This is a genomic window from Bradyrhizobium sp. LB13.1 (assembly GCF_054056815.1).
On record NZ_JBSRYQ010000001.1, the window covers coordinates 2,519,611 to 2,538,237 of the forward strand.

At 65.2% G+C, this 18,627-nt stretch carries 8 protein-coding genes and 1 pseudogene; 3 read left to right on the forward strand and 6 right to left on the reverse strand.

Annotated elements, in window-relative coordinates:
• Positions 1-50: 50 nt before the first annotated feature.
• A pseudogene (locus ACVWYI_RS11950) lies at positions 51-1,507 on the forward strand (PHP domain-containing protein); the annotation flags it as partial.
• Here ACVWYI_RS11950 and ACVWYI_RS11955 read toward each other — a convergent pair.
• From ACVWYI_RS11955 to ACVWYI_RS11980, 6 genes are all read right to left on the reverse strand, one after another.
• Positions 1,474-1,713: a hypothetical protein gene (locus ACVWYI_RS11955; protein ID WP_456662090.1), complete on the reverse strand. Its 240-nt coding sequence runs from the start codon at positions 1,711-1,713 to the stop codon at positions 1,474-1,476. The pseudogene ACVWYI_RS11950 and the gene ACVWYI_RS11955 overlap by 34 nt on opposite strands.
• Positions 1,714-2,631: 918 nt before the next feature.
• Positions 2,632-3,075: a low affinity iron permease family protein gene (locus ACVWYI_RS11960; RefSeq protein WP_456664512.1), complete on the reverse strand. Its 444-nt coding sequence runs from the start codon at positions 3,073-3,075 to the stop codon at positions 2,632-2,634.
• Between the two features lie 266 nt (positions 3,076-3,341).
• Complete coding sequence (locus tag ACVWYI_RS11965) at positions 3,342-4,382, reverse strand: glycosyltransferase family 4 protein (RefSeq protein ID WP_456662091.1); 1,041 nt, start codon at positions 4,380-4,382, stop codon at positions 3,342-3,344.
• Between the two features lie 131 nt (positions 4,383-4,513).
• On the reverse strand, positions 4,514-4,723 hold the full coding sequence (locus tag ACVWYI_RS11970) for a hypothetical protein (RefSeq protein WP_456662092.1): 210 nt from the start codon (positions 4,721-4,723) through the stop codon (positions 4,514-4,516).
• 154 nt (positions 4,724-4,877) lie between these two features.
• Entirely contained in the window at positions 4,878-5,300 is a 423-nt protein-coding gene (locus ACVWYI_RS11975; RefSeq protein WP_456662093.1) for a hypothetical protein, read from the reverse strand.
• A 13-nt stretch (positions 5,301-5,313) separates the two neighbouring features.
• Positions 5,314-5,514, reverse strand: a complete 201-nt coding sequence (locus ACVWYI_RS11980; protein ID WP_456664513.1) for a hypothetical protein — start codon at positions 5,512-5,514, stop codon at positions 5,314-5,316.
• 945 nt (positions 5,515-6,459) lie between these two features.
• On the opposite strand from ACVWYI_RS11980, the gene ACVWYI_RS11985 reads away from it, so the two are divergent.
• Together ACVWYI_RS11985 and ACVWYI_RS11990 are read left to right on the forward strand one after the other, a co-directional pair.
• Positions 6,460-15,465: a beta strand repeat-containing protein gene (locus tag ACVWYI_RS11985; protein ID WP_456662094.1), complete on the forward strand. Its 9,006-nt coding sequence runs from the start codon at positions 6,460-6,462 to the stop codon at positions 15,463-15,465.
• Complete coding sequence (locus ACVWYI_RS11990) at positions 15,405-18,536, forward strand: beta strand repeat-containing protein (protein WP_456662095.1); 3,132 nt, start codon at positions 15,405-15,407, stop codon at positions 18,534-18,536. Before ACVWYI_RS11985 ends, ACVWYI_RS11990 begins: the two co-directional genes overlap by 61 nt.
• Positions 18,537-18,627 lie beyond the last annotated feature (91 nt).

Below are 18,627 nucleotides of genomic sequence, written 5' to 3' on the forward strand. Positions count from 1 at the left end.
AATTGGGCTCATACCCCAGCTTTCCGCGATGGGCCTCGACGATCGAGCGGCACAAGAGCGGCACTCATCCGACTCTTGAAAAGCTCCGGAAGGAGATTCCCGAGGGTGTGCTCGAGATGCTCGCCGTGCCCGGCCTCCGCCCCGAGAAGGTTCTGCGACTCTACGAGGATCTCGGCATCACCTCGCTCGCGGAATTGGAGGCCGCCGCCAAGGAGGACCGCATCAAGAAGACCAAAGGACTGGGTGCGGCGCTGCAGACCAAGATCCTGCAGAACCTGTCCATCGCGAAAAGCGGAGAAGGTCGCCTCCACCTGCACCGTGCTGCTGCCCTGCTCGCGCACGCTAAGGACTGGCTCCGCAAGGCCCGACCCGAACTCAAGCGCCTGACCATCGCAGGCGACTTCCGCCGGGGCTGCGAACTTGTCGCCGACCTCACGATCCTTGCGGAGGCTCCCCAAGTCGACAAGATGACAAAGGCGTCGGCGGGGGACGGACTGCAGGTCCGCTTGTCTGACCGCAAACATTTCGGCGCCGCCCTTCTTTTCGCCACCGGCTCCGCCGCTCACGTTGAGCAGCTTCAGGCTTTGGCGGTAAAGAAAGGAGTGCGCTTGGAGACCGATGGCTTGCACAAGGGCCGCACCCTGATCGCCAGCGGCGAGATCGAGATCTATCGCGCTCTCGGCCTGCCGTTCATCGATCCCGAACTCAGGGAAGGGCGCGGCGAGATCGAACTGGCTCTCAAGGGCAAGTTGCCGAAGCTCGTCACCGACAAGGACCTGCGCGGAATCCTTCACGGCCATACGGATGCCTCCGACGGCACCGAGACGCTGGAGACCATGGCCAAGGCTACGCGCCAGCGCGGTTTCGAATATTTTGGGGTCGCCGACCATTCCAAGTCCGCGCACTACGCGGGCGGTCTCTCTGTGGAGGAGATCGCGCAGCAGTACCGGGAAGCCGACCGACTGAACAAGCGTTTCGGCAAGGATTTCCGGATCCTCAAAGGCATCGAGTCCGACATTCTGGCCGACGGCTCGCTGGACTATACGGACGACGTGCTGGCGCGCTTCGATTTCGTGGTCGCGAGCATCCACGGCCGCTTCAAACTGGACCGCAAGGCGCAGACGCAGCGCCTGCTGCGGGCCATCGCCGATCCTCATACTACCATCATCGGCCACATGACCGGGCGCCAGCTCCAGCGGCGGCCAGGCTACGAAATCGACGTCGAGAAAGTGTTGCGTGCCTGCGCCAAGTCGTCGTCGAGATCAACGCTCATCCATGGCGCCTGGACCTGGATTGGCGCTGGCACCAGGCCGCCGTTGAGTTCGGCTGCATGCTCAGCATCAATCCGGACGCGCACTCGATCCCCGAGCTCGACCACATGCGCTGGGGTGTCGAGATGGCGCGCAAGGGCGGTGTCCCCGCCGACCGGGTCCTGAACGCGATGGCTCTTCCGGAGATCTCCCGGTACCTTCGTCAGAAGCGGCGCTCGCTCACCCGAGCGGCCTGATGCCGCAGGCGTTCGCGCTCTCGCTGGAGGGCACCGTGGTCGCGGTCGCCGCCGATCGCGGTCACCGCTTCAGCAAGCCGCCTCGGGATCGCATCGTGCTGGTGGAAGGCCATGGCGTCGAAGGCGACGTCCACGCTGGCCCGTTTGTGCGGCACCGTTATCTCGCCCGCCGACAGCACCGCCTGCCCAATCTCCGGCTGGTGCACCTAATCCCGTCCGAACTCTTCGCAACGCTCGTTGAAGCTGGCTTGGAGGTCGGCGCCGGCGACCTCGGTGAGAACATCAGCACCGCCGGCCTGGACCTCGAGCGGATGCCGCTCGGCACGCTTATCGAGCTCGGACGCACCGCGATTGTAGAGCTAACTGGCTCCGGACGCCCTGCGTGCTCATTGACTGCTTCAGGGCTGGCCTCAAACGGCACGTGCTCTCGTCGGCGGAAACGGGCCCTCCATTCAAATGCGGGGTGCTGGGCGTGGTGCGGGCCGGCGGACCGGTCGCGGCGGGCGATGCGGCGCGGGTTCGGCTCCCGTCCTCCTCTTTTCGCGCGTTGCCGGCCCTGTAAGGACCCCGTGCACAAGCGAGCAACCCGATGGCCGAATCGAAACGCGCTCGGTAGATCGGGGTGGCATGGCCGCAAACAAGGTAACGGCGGTACGCTTGGGGCTGGGGAGGCAATCGACAGTCCGGGACTAATCAAGCCGCCGCGCCCAGCTGGCGGCTTCTTTCTTTCATCAGGACGCGTTCGCCCTCGCTCGCTCGCGCGCACCGCGACGACGTTCGCGCCGCCGCTTGGCTGGATTAACGGGCTGCCGCAGGGGAGGAACCTGCGTCGCAGCGACTATCGAAGCTGTAGCCTCCTCGACTAAAGGCGCCTCGATCGGTTCGGGGCAGCGCGCGGGCTTCATGAACTCGAGCACTGCCTGTCCCTTGGACGTGACCTGCCATCCGCCGCTGACCCACCGCCGCGCACTGCAGCACAACAAGCTGCGGAGTGCCCGCGAACGATCCGATTGCATAAAAAACACGATGATGAAGAACGATCTTTTCCTCATCCTGCCCTTCAAGCCGCAGCATGGCGCCGATATTCTCGACCGGTCCTCTCGACGATGCCGGCGCCGACGTCGTCAATTAGCGATCTGCTCGGCGGCTCGCCGCGCTGACTGTCGGGTCCGGTCGAGTGTCTCATCTCCGGGTTTTTCGGCTCGGGCACGCGCTTCACATTTCGAGCGAAGCTCCTCAATCTCATCATCTGTGAGGTGCTCGATTCCCACGAGACTATTGCGCGCCGCGCTCACGCGAATGAGTTCGTCCAACTTTACCTGAATGGCCGCGCTGTCCCGGTTTTGCGAATTCTGAATCAGAAATACCATAAGGAAAGTTACGATCGTGGTCCCAGTATTAATGACCAACTGCCAAGTGTCCGAGAACTGGAAGAGCGGGCCGCTTATGCCCCATACTATCACCACACCCGCGGCTAACAGGAAGGTCGAGGCGCGCCCAGCCGCAAGCGAAGTCTGGTTAGCCAAATCACCGAAGAATTTTGAAATCGAGGATGGCTCGTGTCTCATGATTTCGGCCTTTGCCTTGACCACAATGTCGTTCGGAGCAAAAGTTCCGCCCTACGGAACCATGGTCTCCAGCACACCCAGTGACGTGCTTTCGCGAGTGCTCCCGAGAGCAGGTATCGAGAGTGATCGCAGAGTACGTCCAACGTGAGCCGCGCCCGTTCGGGTGCCGACCTCACCTCTGGAATTGCCACTTGCTCCTGACTCGGAAAAGATGGCCAACGAGTCGATTCGCGCCGGTCCTACAAGCCAGCCGCGGAATAGATCTCTCACGCGAGGCGTCCTCCGCGAGCGAAAAGGTCGCGATATCGCGTCTCGTACTCCTTCGCCATCCGGCTTGCGGCGAAGCACTCCTCGAACCGGGCGCGGACCACTCGTCTGTCCAGCCGGCCCAGTTCTTTCACCGCCCTGATCGCCTGCTCCTCACCATCGACGATGAAGCCGGTGACGCCGTCCTCCACGACTTCCGGCACCGAGCCTGATCGATAGGCGATCACGGGCGTTCCGCACGCCATCGCCTCGATCATGACCAGACCGAACGGCTCGGGCCAACCGATCGGAAACAGCAGGCCCGCTGCGTTCGCGAGGAAAGGCTGCTTCTTCGCATCGTCGACCTCGCCGACGAGCTGAACCGCCTGGCCATCGATGTTCGGCTCGAGCTCTTTTTTGAAGTAGGCCGTCTCCGCCCGGGGGATCTTGGCGGCGATCCGCAGCGGCATCCGCGCCGCGCGTGCGATGCGTATGGCGTCCTCCGGTCCCTTGTCCGCCGTCAGCCGCCCCAGAAAGGCCAGGTACGAACCTGGTTCGTAGGAGGGCCGAAACATGTCCTTGGGCAGTCCGTGTTGGATCGTCGCGATCCAGTTCGCCTCCGGAAGCGGCCGACGCTGGTAGGCGGAAATCGAGACGAATGGAGCGTCCGCAAAGGCACCGATGACCTGGGGCAGACCGGGAAGATCGAGCCGGCCGTGCATCGTCGTCAGGAAAGGCACGCCGGTCCGGTTCAGCACCGGAAGGGGCAACCAGTCAACGTGTGAGTGGATCACGTCAAAGTCGCGCGCGCGCTCGGCGATGGCCTCGATCAGGACCGCGCAGGCGGCGTTCGGATCCGCCCCCTTCCGCCCCAGGCGCAGCGCCCGCGGCCACACAGCGTGGAGCTTCCCCTTCGACTTCGAGTCCCCGCTTGCGAATAGCGTGACGTCGTGACCGAGTTCGACCAGTTCGTCCACCAGCCAGGCGATCACACGCTCGGTGCCGCCGTAGAGCTTTGGAGGTACGCTCTCGGCCAACGGAGCAAGCTGGGCAATCCGCATCGGCTAGGCCCCGAACACGAAACGCAGGACTGTCACGATCGTCGCGGAAATGAGGAACGAAATCGCGAGCAGCGTCCAATTGGGCCTCGTGCTTCCGCGGGCCACGCGCGCTGCGAGCGTCTTCACGGCCGTCAACTTCCGTCTCGAGGAAGCCGCTGCAGGTAGGCTATTCCGAAGCCAGCGAGTTCTTCGGTATCGCCCTCGCGCGCCTCCGACCTTCTATGGAGGTGGCGCTCCAGCAGGCAGCGCCGGCTGTCGTGCGCATCGACCTCGGGGTGCCGCGCCCGGTACACCGTCCAGGCGGTCTCCGTGGCGTTCTTCAAGACGACTTCGTCGACCATGCTCACTCTCCGGAGACGAACCCAGTCGCTGCCAACTCAAGGCATTCCGAAAAGTTTCCGCTTTTTCCCGATAATAGACGAAGGGAGGAGAGACAGGATGCATTGCCGCGCCCGCGCACATGGCACGCACAGCGGCGCGCCTCTGTAGGACGCTTTAGGACGCGTTGGCCCTCGCTCGTTCGCGGGCCTCGCGACGACGTTCGCGGCGTTCGCGCCGCCGCTTGGCACGGTCAGCGGGCTGGCGCAGCGGAGGAACCTGCGTTGGAGCGACTATCTCAGCTGTAGCCTTTTCGACCAATGGCGCCTGGATCGGTTCTGGCGCAGCGGGGCGGGCTTCCATGAACTCGAGAACCGCACGTCCGTTGGCCGTGATCTTCCAGCCGCCGCTGATGCGTTCAACCAGCCCGTGTGAAAAGATGTCGAGATCGGGCAGCCGCGCGGCGAGGCGCTTGGTTCGGTCCGCCCATTCGCGGCCACTGGTCGCCAGGATCGCCATGTCGCGTTTGAGGTCCTCCATGACGGCGAAGCCATCCGGATAGCTAACCAGGATCTTGAGGACCGTCACCTGGAAGTTCACGCCCCACTCCGGATCAGCGCCACATCGTGGGTGCACGGGACAGAGCGTCGCGGCCGACCTGCCTGAGGTCCTCGGGAGAAACCTCGCCGTTGGTGGCAGCCTCTAAGATTTTCGATGCGACGAGAGAACCTGCCCCGATCTCGCCGTGCGACACGCTTTCGCAGACTTCACCGAGGACCGCGCGCAAAAGCGCGGTGGTTTCCGGGGCGAACATGAGGTGCCCCCCAAGCGAAAACCACACCCTATCCCGGTTTTGCCGGGTTGACGATTCAGGCATGTTAAGCTCCGCGGAAATTGCGCTTCCTGCGTTGCGGATCCCGGAGCGACGGTGCAGCGAGAAGAGCAACATGACTGAAATCTTTCAGAACCGAAGTGAGACTGCGCTGGCGCGGCTGATTCAAGGCGATGGCGGCTCTGTCATGTGGACATTCCTCGGCCGGGGATCGTAGCCGAACGTATAGTGACCGGCCCGGATTTTTACTCGCTGGTTTGAAACACTAGTCTGGTGGCGTGTAGACTTTCCTTCTGAGAAGACCGATGAAGTGAGCGAGCGGACCCTCGCTCTCGTCAATATGCTGCATGCCTGGGACGTTTTTAGAAAAAATGTAAGCGGGCTTTCATGGCCTGACCAAACAATCGAACCAGAGCAGCGCCTTGGCCTCCCTTGGTCTTGGCCCGGGCTTTGCTTCGCGAAGGGTTCGCAGGGAGCGCAACGACTGAAAAGGATCTTCGCGCGCGTGCGCGATATTTGCGACGCACTAATTTCCGTGAGTACCTTAGGGATGATCACCGCGAAAGGACTTGCAAATGTCCGAGCCCGTAACTCTACGGGAGTGAAGTGCTGTCCCGCCGACTCTGCGCGCTGGGCGCTTAGCGTTCCAAACCCATCGGTGCTGCTTCGCAGTCGCGATGCAGCAATTAATCGTACTTCATTACGATGAATCCGCTTGCGACTAACTTCGCACATGGTTCTCGTGCTTCGTGCTTGACGCGAATGTTCTGCTGCACATAAAAGCGTCGACTGCCTATTTTATACTATCCAGTTGCGTCGCGAATTAAGTCTGGGGGAAGCCCGGATCAACCAATTTTGGTCGCTACGGCCTATCCGGCACAGCCTGCCTATGATCAGTCGACCAAGCTCTTTTCGGGGGGAATTGCTATGCCTAATTCACCAGCCGTCGTCGGTGCGCCCACGGTTCACGTTGTTGTCGAGGATACCAGCCTGCAGACGCTCACCGCGCAGGGGACGATCTCGATCTCGGACGCGAACGCCGGACAAGCGGCCTTCAAGACCGCGGTCGTCGCGGCTTCCGGCAACCTCGGAACGCTCTCCATCGCCGCCAACGGCGCCTACGTCTACTCGGTCGCCGACAGCAAGGTGCAGTACCTCGGGGCCGGCGAGACCAAGGTCGAAACCTTCACGATCACTTCCCTGGACGGCACCCAGAAGCAAGTCGCCTTCACTATCGTCGGCGTCAACGACGCGGCAGTCATCGGCACCCCGAACGCGGTGGACGTCACCGAAGACGCCACCAGCCCCGTTCTGAAGGCTTCGGGTTCGATCTCGATCTCGGACGCCGACCAGAACCAGGCTGCGTTCAAGACGACGGTCGCATCGGCCTCCGGAAACCTCGGCACGCTCGTCCTGCAGAGCAACGGCAGCTACACCTATTCGGTCGCCAACGGCGCCGCGCAGTACCTCGGCGCAGGTCAGGTCAAGACCGACACCTTCACGGTCACGTCCCTCGACGGCACCCAGAAGCAGCTTTCGTTCAACGTCCACGGCACCAACGACGCAGCGGTGATCGGGGTGCCGACCCAGCGCGACGTCGCCGAGGATGCCACCGCTCCGAATCTCTCCGTCACGGGATCGATCTCGATCACCGACGCCGACCAGGGCCAGGCCGCCTTCAGGACCACCGTGACCTCGGCCTCGGGCAATCTCGGCGGACTCGTGCTCGCCGCCAACGGGACCTACACCTATTCGGTGCCCAACTCTGCCACGCAATATCTCGGCGCGGGCGACACCAAGGTCGACACCTTCACGGTCACCTCGCTCGACGGCACGAGCAAGCAGGTCTCCTTCACCATCCATGGCATCAACGATGCGGCCGTGATCGGAACGCCGACCGTCCACGATGTCACCGAGGACGCCACCAATCCGATCCTGTACGCCACCGGGACGGTTTCGATCGTCGACGTCGACCAGGGCGAATCCGCGTTCCAGCCGACGATCCAGGCCGGCAACGGCAATCTCGGCGTGCTCGTCATGGGCAGCAATGGCACCTATGTCTACGCCGCGCTGGACAGCGCCGTGCAATATCTCGGCGTCGGCGACACCAAGGTCGACACCTTCACCCTGACGGCGCTCGACGGCACCCAGAAGCAGGTCACCTTCACCATCCACGGCACCAACGACGCGGCGGTCATCGGCGCGCCCGTCGTCCACGACGTCACCGAGGACGTGGGGGTCTCGGCGGCCGGCAACCTGACCGCTACGGGCGTGCTTTCGATCGCCGACGCCGACCAGAACCAGTCCTCGTTCCAGACCGTCGCCGTCGCTGCGGCGACCGGCACCCTCGGCCACCTGAGCATCGCCGCCAACGGCGCCTATTCCTACACCGTGGCCGACAGCGCCGTGCAGTACCTCGGGGCCAACGACGTCAAGACCGAGATCTTCACCGTCACCTCGTCCGACGGCACCCAGAAGCAGATCTCGTTCACGATCCACGGCACCAACGATGCCGCGGTGATCGGCACGCCCGCCCAGCACGACGTGACCAAGAACGGCTCCCCGGTGACGCTGACCGCCTCCGGCATCCTCTCGGTTACCGACGCCGATCAGAACCAGGCCACGTTCAAGACCACCGTCGGCTCGGCCCCGAGCAATCTCGGCCATCTCTCGATCGCGGCCGACGGCTCCTACACCTATTCCGTCGTCAATTCCGCCGTGCAGTCTCTCGGAGCGGCCGACGTCAAGCTCGAGACCTTCACGGTCACCTCGCTCGACGGCACCCAGAAGCAGATCTCGTTCACGATCCACGGCGGCGGCGGCGCCAACACTCCGGCCGTGATCGGGGATCCGAACAACACCACGGTGACCGAGGACGTCGGCGGTGCCACGCTGACGGTGGCCGGCACGATCCTTGTCACCGATCCGGACGCCGGCCAGGCCGCGCTGCAGACCGCCTTCACGCCCGGCGCGACCAATCTCGGCAGCCTCGTTCTGCAGAGCGACGGCAGCTACACCTATTCGGTGGCGAACAGCGCGGTCCAGTATCTCGGGCTCGGCGACACCAAGGTCGACACCTTCGCCATCAAGTCGGTCGACGGCACGACCAAGGTCGTCTCCTTCACGATCAAGGGTGCCAACGACGCCGCCGTCATCGGGGATCCGGTGGTCCATACCGTCACCGAAGATTCCGCTGGCGCGACGCTGTCCGCGACGGGCAAGCTGATCGTCACCGATGCCGACCAGAACCAGTCGTCATTCCAGGAGGGATCGGTCGCCGGCCCGAACAATCTCGGTACGCTCTCATTCGCCGCGGACGGCACCTACACCTACTCGGTCGCCAACACCGCGACCCAGTCGCTGGGCGCAGGCCAGACCCACATCGACACCTTCACCGTCCATTCGCTCGACGGCACTCCCAAGACCGTGTCGTTCGACGTCCACGGCACCAACGACGCCGCTGTCATCAGCGACCCGGCGTTCCACGACGTCACCGAGGACAGCGCCCCGACCTTGTCGGTCTCGGGCCAGATGACCGCGACCGACGCGGACGCCGGCCAGTCGCTGTTCAGCACCGTGGTGACCGCAGGCTCTGGCACGCTCGGCCATCTGACCATCACGGCCGACGGGCACTACACCTACACGGTGGACAATGCGCTGGTGCAGGGTCTCGCCGCAGGCGAAGTCAAGATCGAGACCTTCACGGTTTCCTCGATCGACGGCATCACCAAGCCGGTTTCCTTCACCATTCACGGCACCCAGGACGCGCCGGTGCTGAACGTCGGGACCGCCGCGGGACACGCCGACGACGCCCGGATTGCGCTTCACGTCGATGCCCACACCATCGAGACCGGGACCCTCGGCATCGTCGTCGTCACCGGGGTTCCGGACACCTACACGCTCAATCACGGCACCTTCGTGCTCGACGGCGCCGGCGACGGACATTGGGAAGTGCCGTCCCATCCCGACACGCTCTCGGATCTGGCGCTCGTTCCGGGGCCGGACGCCCAGGCCGGGACGCTGACGCTGCACGTATCGGTCGCCTCGATCGAAGGCGGCCACCAGATGACCGCCGGCGCACCCATGACCGTCGAGGTCACGGGAGGCGAGCATGCGGTCACCCAGCGCGCGGTCGACGGCTACATCGCCGGCGCCTTCGTGTTCGCCGACGCCAACGGCAACGGAATCTTCGATGCCAACGAAGCCTCGGCGACCACCAATGCCGACGGCAGCTTCACGCTCCACAATGCCCACGGCACCCTGATCATGACCGGGGGCATCGACGTCTCCACGGGGCTTGCCTTCACCGGCACCCTGAAGGCGCCGGACGGCTCCACCGTGGTCACCCCGCTGACCACTTTGATCACCGCCCTCGCGGTCGGCGACGTGACCACGGCCCAGGCGACCGCGCAGGTCGCCGCCGCCTTCGGCATCGATACGACCAAGATCGACCTCACCACCTTCGATCCGGTGCCGGACGCCGTCTCCGGAAAAGCTGACGCGACGGCGGTGCTATCCGCGGGGGTTCAGGTCCAGAGCACGGTTGCCCAGATTTCCGCGGTGGGCGGATCCCAGGAGGCCGTGTTCAGCGCGATCGCCAACGCCATCACTGCGGCCGGCAACAACCCGGTGGATCTGAGCGACACCGCGGACGGCGGCGCCCTCGAGACCATCGCGAGCGCCTCCGGCGTCAGCCACGACGCGCTGTCGACGGTGGTCTCCGTCGTCTCCGCCTCGAACACCATCATCCAGAATGCCGGCGACGTCACCGCCATCGCGCAGGCCGGCCAGGTCGCGCAAGGCGATGCGGCGGCCTCGCTGGGCGCCATCACCGACTTCAAGGATACCGCTCAGACCGGCGCGGTGACTGCCTTCTATGTCGATGACCTTCAGGCCCACGTCGATGCCGCCCAGGTCGCCGTCCTCGCCCCGGTGTTCGGCACCTCGGGCAGCGACGTCCTGACCGGAACGGCAGACATCGACACCATCGACGGCCGTGAAGGCAACGACCGGATCTCCGGCGGCGACGGCGCCGACGTGCTGCTCGGCGGCGCCGGCAACGACCGCCTGACCGGCAACGCCGGCAACGACCGCATCGACGGCGGCCAGGGCTTCGACCGCGCGGTCTATTCGGATGCGACCGCGGGCGTGACCATCAACATGGCCGACGGCAAGGCCTCGGGCGCCGGCGTCGACAGCGACGTGCTCTCCAACGTCGAAGGCATCGTCGGCAGCGCATTCGCCGACACCTACAACGCCGCGGGCTTCACCGGCGATTCCGGCGTGGCCGGCAGCCCGGTTGGCTTCAACGAGTTCGAGGGAGGGGCCGGCGACGACGTCATCACCGGCACCGTGAACGCGCTCGGGGTCGCGCTGACGCGCATTTCGTATGTCGGCGCCACGACGGGCGTCACCGTCGACGTCCAGGCGGGTACCGCCGACGGAGACGCTTCGGTCGGACACGACACTTTCGGCATCGCCGGCATCAACGGCGCATGGGGTTCAAGCCACAACGATACCCTGCTGGGCAGTGCCAACCCCAACGGCAGCGTCGAGGTGTTCGCGGGCATGGCCGGCGACGACCTCATCAACGGACGCGGCGGCTTCGACCGCGCCGACTACAACACCGATCCGGCCACCACTTCCGGCATCGTCGTCCACCTGGCGGCCGGCACGGTTGCGGGAGACGCCACGATCGGCAACGACACCCTCCTGTCCGTCGAGGCGGTCCGCGGCACCAACTTCGCCGACACCTACGATGCCGCTGGCTTCGGAACGGTGGGCTCCAACATCGGCTCCAACGGTACCTTCAACGAGTTCACCGGCAACGGCGGCAACGATACCATTATCGGAAACGGCAACACCCGCATCAGCTTCAACAACGCGACTGCTGGCGTGACCGTCGAGCTCCAGGCCGGCTCCGCCTCGGGCGACGCCTCGGTCGGAACCGATACCTTCACGGGCGTCAACGCCGTGCAGGGCTCGAACTTCGCCGACACCATGCGAGGCGACGCCGCCAACAACACCTTTACCGGCAATGGCGGCGACGATTTCATCGACGGCAGGGCCGGCTTCGACGTCGCCAGCTACAACAACAGCTACTTCGTGACGGGTGGGGTGACGGTCAACATGGCGGACGGCACCGCCAAGGGGGACGCCTCTATCGGCAACGACACGCTGCGGTCGATCGAGGGCGTCCAGGGCACGGGCTACGGCGATGCCTACAATGCGGTCGGCTACGGCGTAGCGGGAGCCTTGAACAGCGGCAACAACGGCACCTTCAACCAGTTCGAAGGCGTCGGCGGCAACGACACCATCAGCGGCAACGGCAATACCCGCGTCATCTACGGCAGCGCCGCTGCCGCCGTCACCGTGGACCTGTCGCTGGGAACGGCCCATGGCACCGCTGCGGGCGACATCGCCAATGTCGGCACCGACACCTTCACCGGCGTGTTCAGCGCGACGGGATCGGCCTTCGCCGACACCCTGATTGGCGATGCGAACAGCAACATGTTCGTCGGCGGCGGCGGCAACGACGCCATCAACGGCGGCGCAGGCGGCGACGTGGCGATTTTCTCGGGTGCCCGCGGCCAGTACACCGTATCGATCAACGGCGCAGGCCAGGTGACGGTCACGGACACGGTCGGCGGCCGCGACGGCACCGATACGCTCACGAACGTCGAAGCGCTGCAATTCACCAACGCCAACGTCCTGGTGGCTTCTGGAACCCAGGCGGCGCCCGTCGACCTTTCCGACGGACGGCTCTTCTTCAATGCGGCCGTAAACCCCCTCGTCTCGGTGACCGGTTCGGCCGATGACTTCGTCAAGATCAACCAGGGGCTTTCGGGCCACCAGATCGATCTCGGAGCAGGTACCCACGACACGGTCATGCTCGGAGTGACCGGCGGCTACGGACTCAGTCTCGTCGGCGTCGAGAACCTCATTGGAACCAGCGGCGGTGATTCCGTCACCCTTGCATCCGTCGCCAACGGACTCTCGATCGACATGGGCGGCGGCAACGACAGCATCAGCCTCGCCAACGGTTCGAACACGCTCAGTGCGACCAATGTCGAGATCCTCACCGCCAGCGATTTCGCGGCCGGCAGCGTCTCCAACGACACCCTGACCCTGCTCAACGGCGTCAGCGGCCTGTCGGTCAATCTCGCCAACGGCAACAACACGCTCAACCTCGCCGCCGGCGTCAATTCGTTCACCAACATCTTCGGTACCGACACGATCAACGGCACCGCCTCGGACGACACCCTGACGGTCACGAGCGGCCTCTACACCCCCAACAACGACATGTCGGTCGACCTCGGCGCCGGCAACGACACGCTTTCCCTCGGGTCGCAGTACGGCAGCCTCGCGCTCCACGGCGTCGAGCACCTCGTCGTCACCGGACAGCCCGACGCGTTCTACACCCTGACCAATGGCCAGAACGGGTTGACCGTGGATCTCGGCACCGGAAATTCGGGGCTGCAGATCGCCTCCGGCGCCAACACGCTGGCGCTGAGCCACGTCTCGAGCGTCGGCTCGGCAGACTTCTTCGGCGGCACCGCGCCGGCTTCGGACGACACCTTGACGCTGCTGAACGACGTCTCGGGCGTGATCATCAACCTGCAGCAGGGCGACAACACCCTGAAGTTGGCCGCCGGGACCAACTCGATCACCGCCTACAACGTCCAGCACATCCAGGGCAGCGCCTCGAACGACGCGCTCACGATGCTCAACGATGCGGGCGGCGACACCATCGACCTCGGCGCCGGCGACGACACCCTGAACCTCACCGGCTTCAACGGCGGCGTCACGGTCGCCAACGTCGAACACGTCAACGGCGGAGTCTTCACCGACATCATCGCCGTCACGGGCACCGTCGGAGCCACCGTCACTGGCGGCGGCAGCTCCGACTTCATCACGGCGGGCGCCGGCAACGACGTCATCCGCTACACCGACGCCACCGATTCCTCGCCGGCCTACGCTCCGGACACGGTCACGAACTTCGACGCTGCGCACGACACCTTCCTGCTCGACGGCGTCGCGGGCCTAGCCGGCTCCGTGCACTTCAACGGTTCCGGCATGCTCGGCGGGTCGCCGGCCGCGCCGCATGCCGAGGCCATTCTCGTCAATTCCGGTGGACAGTCCCAGCTGCAGATCGACGTCGACGGCGACGGCAGCATCGGTGCGACCGACCTCGTCATCAACCTGAACGGCCTTTCCGGCACCCTCAGCGACGCCAATTTCGCCGTGATCACTCCGAACCACGTCCCGACCGACATCTCGATGTTCGGCGTAGGGATCGTGCCGGAAAACGCGCCGGCCGGAGCGGTGATCGGGCTGCTGTCGGACGTCGATGCCGACGCGGGCGACACCGCAAGCTACGTCCTCACCAACGACGCCGGCGGCCTGTTCGCGATTTCGAACGGCGCCGTCGTCACCACCGCTCCGCTCGACTTCGAGCAGGCGATATCCCACCAGATCACTGTACAGGTCACGGACCATTCGGGGGCGACGTTCGAAAAGAACTTCGTCGTCACCACCACCAACGTCAACGAGACGCCTACCGCAGTCGCCTTGTCGAATTCCTCGATCTCGGAAAACGGCGCCCCCTACAGCGTGGTCGGCAACCTGTCCACCGTCGATCCGGACGCGACGGACACCGCAAGCTATACGCTTCTCGACGACGCCGGCGGCCTGTTCGCCCTGGTCGCCAACCAGGTCGTCGCCACGGCGCCGCTCGACTTCGAGCAGGCGGCATCGCATCAGGTCACGGTGCGCGCCACCGACGCCGGCGGCCTCACGATCGACCGGACCTTCGTCATCGCCACCACCAATGTCGACGAGGTGCCGACGGCGGTCCTGCTGTCCAATTCCTCGGTCGCGGAAAACACCCCCGCCGGCACCGTCGTCGGCGCCCTGTCCGCGCTGGATCCCGACGCCGGCGATACCGCCACCTTCACGCTCGTAGCCAACCCGGGCAACCTGTTCGCCGTGTCCAACGGCCAGATCGTGACCACCGCAGCCCTCGACTTCGAACAAGCCACCTCCCACCAGGTCACGGTGCGGGCGACCGATGCCGGCGGCCTCACGCACGAGACCGTCCTCACCATTGCCACCACCAACGTCAACGAGGCCCCGACCGAAATCGCGTTGTCGAACTCCGCCGTTCCGCAGGGAGCCGCAGTCGGCACCGTGGTCGGTGCATTGTCGGCCACCGATCCGGATGCGGGCGACATCGCGACCTTCACCCTGGTGGACGATGACGCCGGCCAGTTCGCGATCAGCGGCGGCAACATCGTCGTCCACGGCGCGCTGATGGCCGGAACGCAGCACGTGACGGTCCGCGCCACCGACAGCGCCGGGCTGACGTTCGACAAATCGATGGCGGTCGCCGTCGCCGCGGGAGCCCTGGTGGTCGGCACCGCGGCCGCCGATACGCTCGGCGGCACCGCCGGCGACGATACCATCCAGGGACTCGACGGCAACGACAGGCTGCAGGGCCTCGGCGGCAACGACATCCTGGACGGCGGCCAGGGCTTCGACCGCGCGGTCTACACCGATGCGACGTCCGGCATCGCGGTCAATCTCGCGGCAGGCACCGTGACCGGCGGCTCGGGCTCGGACACCCTGATCAACGTCGAATCCATCGTCGGCAGCGATTTTGCCGACACCATCAACACCGCCGGCTTCGTGGGCGACAGCGGCATCGCCGGGAATCCGTTCGGCCTCAACGAGATCGAGGGCCGCGGCGGCGACGACACCATCGTCAGCGACGTCAACAGCCAGGGCGCCTTGCTCACGCGCGTCTCCTACATCGGCGCGCGGCGGCCGGCGTCACGGTCGATCTCGCGGCCGGCAATGCCCATGGCACGGCCGTGGGCGACGCGGCGAACATCGGCACCGACACCCTGGTCGGTTCCGGCTTCTCGACCGTGATCGGCTCCCAGTTCGGCGACACCCTGCTCGGCACCAACAACGCCAACGGCACCGTCGAGATCTTCGACGGCCGCGCAGGCAACGACACCATCAACGGCCGCGGCGGCTTCGATCGCGCCGACTACGCACTCGATCCGGCGACCAATTCGGGCATCACCGTGAACCTCCTTGCCGGCACCGTCGTCGGGGACCGGCAGAACACCGGCGATTTCACGATCGGATCGGATACCCTGATCTCCGTCGAATCCGTCCGCGGCACCAATTTGGCCGACAGCTTCAATGCGGTCGGCTTCAATGGCGGCGGCGTCAACCCGGGCTCCAACGGCACCTTCAACGAATTCAACGGGATGGGCGGCAACGACAGCATCACCGGCAACGGCAACACCAGGCTCGCATTCGTCAACGCCACCGGCGGCGTGACCGTGGACATCGCGGCCGGCACCGACTCCGGCGACCTATCGACCGGCAGCGACACCTTCAGCGGCGTCAACGCCATCCAGGCCTCGATGTTCGACGACACGATCTTCGGCAGCAACAGCACCGCGAGCACCGAGACCTTCGCGGGCCTCGGCGGTAACGACACCATCGACGGCCGCGGCGGCTTCGACCTTGCGACCTACAACAACATCTACTTCTCGACCGGGCCGGTGACGGTCAACATGGGCGCCGGCACCGCGACCGGCGACGCCTCGGTCGGCAACGACACGCTGCGCTCGATCGAAGCCATCCAGGGCACCAATTTCAACGACGTTTACGACGCCTCCACCTTCGGCACCGGGGCGGCCCTCAACATCGGCAACAACGGCACCTTCAACCAGTTCGAGGGCATCGGCGGCAACGACGCCGTCACCGGCAACGGCAATACCCGGATGATCTACAGCAGCGCCGCCGCCGGCGTGACCATCCATCTGGCGGCCGGTACCGCGACGGGCGACGTCTCCGTCGGCACTGACAGCTTCACCGGGGTCAACAGCGCCACCGGCAGCCAGCTCGCGGATACCTACGATGCGTCCGGCTTCGTCGGCGGCGTCGGCGCCTTCAACAGCGGAACCTTCAACCTCTTCGAGGGGCTCGGCGGCAACGACCTTATCACCGGCAACGGCAACACCCGGATCGCCTACACCCAGGCCGCGTCAGGCGTTTCGGTCGACTTGTCTTCCGGAAACGCCCACAGCATCGCCGCATCGGACGGCGCCGGGATCGGCGTCGACAGCATCCTGGGCGGCGTCAACTCGGTCCAGGGGTCGAACTTCGCCGACGTCCTAACCGGCGGCTCGGGCAACGACCTCCTGTTCGGCGGGGCGGGCGTCGACACGCTCTCCGGCGGCGTCGGCAGCGACACCCTCACGGGGCAGGGCGGCAACGACACCCTCGACGGCGGCGCAGGCACCGACATGGTGTCCTTCACCGGCAGCCGTGGCCAGTACACGGTCACGACCAACGGCATCACCGGCGTCACGACGGTCGCAGACGCCCAGGGGGCCGCGCGGGACGGCACCGACACGTTGACCAACGTAGAGGTTCTCCAGTTCAGCGACGGAACCTATCTCCTGAGCTCCGGCACCTCGCTCAACCCGGTCGACATCTCCGCCTTCAATCTCGGTGCAGGCGCGATCACCGGAACCGGCGCGGACGACTTCCTCGCGGTCGGCAGCAACAACGGTTTCGGCCACCTGATCGATCTCGGTGACGGCGGCAACGACACCGTGAGCCTCGCGTCTCCGAACTTCTACCAGCTGAACCTCGCGAATGTGGAACACGTCACAGGAACGACAGGCAACGACAACGTCAACCTCGTGGCCAACGCGGCCGGCCTCTCGGTCGATCTCGGCGGCGGCAATGACAACCTGACGCTGGCCGGCGGCGCCAACTCGCTCTCCGTCGCGAACGTCGAAATCCTCACCACCAACGACTTCTCGGGAGCCGCGATCGACGACACCCTGACGCTGCTCAACAACGCCACCGGAGGCATGAACGTCAATCTGGCCCAGGGCAACAACACCCTGAACCTGGCCGCCGGCAGCAACTCGTTCGTCGACCTGTTCAACGTCGAGCATGTCAACGGCACGGGCTTCGACGACGTGTTGACGATCACCGACGGCATCTTCACGCCGGACAACAACCCCATCGTCGACCTCGGCGGCGGCGACAACACGCTGAATTTCGGCGGCGGCGGCTTCACCATGACTGCCCTGAACGTGCAGCACGTCGTCGGCAATGCGCTCGACAATTTCGTGACCTTCAACAACGACCTGACCGGCGTCTCGATCGACCTCGGCGGCGGCGGAGGCGACCACGTCAGCCTGGGCAACGGCGCCAATTCGGTGGCATTGGCAGGTGTCGAAAACGTCAGCGGCAGCGACTTCTCGGGCCCCGCCTCCGACGACACCCTGACGCTGCTGACCGATGTCACGGGACTGTCGATCGACCTCGGGCCCGGCACCAACACCGTCAACCTGGCCGCGGGAACGAACTCGCTCGACGGCCTGTTCAACATCGACCATCTGAACGGCTCTTCGGGCGACGACACCCTGACCATCACCCAGTCGTCGTTCGCGACGGTCTTCGACATGGACGGCGGCAACGACACGATCAACTTCGCGGGCCAGACCTTCGGCGCCACTGTGATCGGGGCGGAGACGGTCAACGGCAGCAACGGCAGCGACTTCATCACGGTCGCCAACACGTCGTCCGGCGCGACGACCGTGACCGGCGGTCTCGGTCAGGACAGCCTGGTCGCCGGCGCTGGAGCCGACAGCTTCCGCTTTGCCGGTGCCGCCGACTCGCAGACCGGCAGCGGCGACACCATCGTCAACTTCGATGCCGCGAACGACAGCTTCACTTTCGCGAACATGACGGGTCCGAACGGCTTCACCGGCCCGATCCATTTCGTGGATACGGCGGCCTTCAGTGGGTCGGCGCATTCGGAGGCCCGGATCGACGTCGCCGGAAGCACCGCGAACCTCCAGATCGACGTCAACGGCGACGGTCTGATGGATTCGCACGACATCGAGGTCCACCTGACCAACTACACGGGCACGCTGCACGACCAGAACTTCATCCTTGCTTAGGAGATCGCGGGCGTCGCCGCCGCTACCGCCAGAACCAGATCCGACAGCAATCGCGCTATGGAAAACTCCGATTCAATTGCGATACACGCAT